1 tRNA gene is annotated in these 382 nt (G+C 57.6%); it reads right to left on the bottom strand.

What is annotated here, in order from left to right:
• Position 1: 1 nt before the first annotated feature.
• A tRNA-Ala gene (locus ACP7H9_RS14225) sits at positions 2–77 on the bottom strand.
• Positions 78–382 lie beyond the last annotated feature (305 nt).

The following is a 382-nucleotide window of genomic DNA, read 5'->3' as shown; positions in this document are numbered from 1 at the left end:
ATGGTGGAGCCAAGCGGGATCGAACCGCTGACCTCCTGCGTGCAAGGCAGGCGCTCTCCCAGCTGAGCTATGGCCCCTTTGGTGCGTGGCTTTGCGATAACACTCCAGCGCCGCGTTACTGCACCTCATTCGCTCAGTCACGTACCAACGTACGCTCCTTCACTCATATCGGCTTGCGCCTTGCTCTGAAGCGTTCTCGCTGCGCTTAAACATCGCGAGTTTGAATCGCTAAACCCAATAAGGGAATTTCAAGCGAGGGCAAGGCGGAAGCCGAGGAAGTGTACATCAGTACACGACGAGGCTTCCAACGCAGCCATCGCGCAGAAATGGTGGGTCTGGGCAGACTTGAACTGCCGACCTCACCCTTATCAGGGGTGCGCTC

It is taken from the genome of Idiomarina sp. ST20R2A10, from assembly GCF_051842345.1.
GTDB lineage: Bacteria > Pseudomonadota > Gammaproteobacteria > Enterobacterales > Alteromonadaceae > Idiomarina > Idiomarina loihiensis.
The sequence above is the reverse complement of the archived record's forward strand: the minus strand, read 5'-3'. Positions and strand labels throughout refer to the sequence as shown.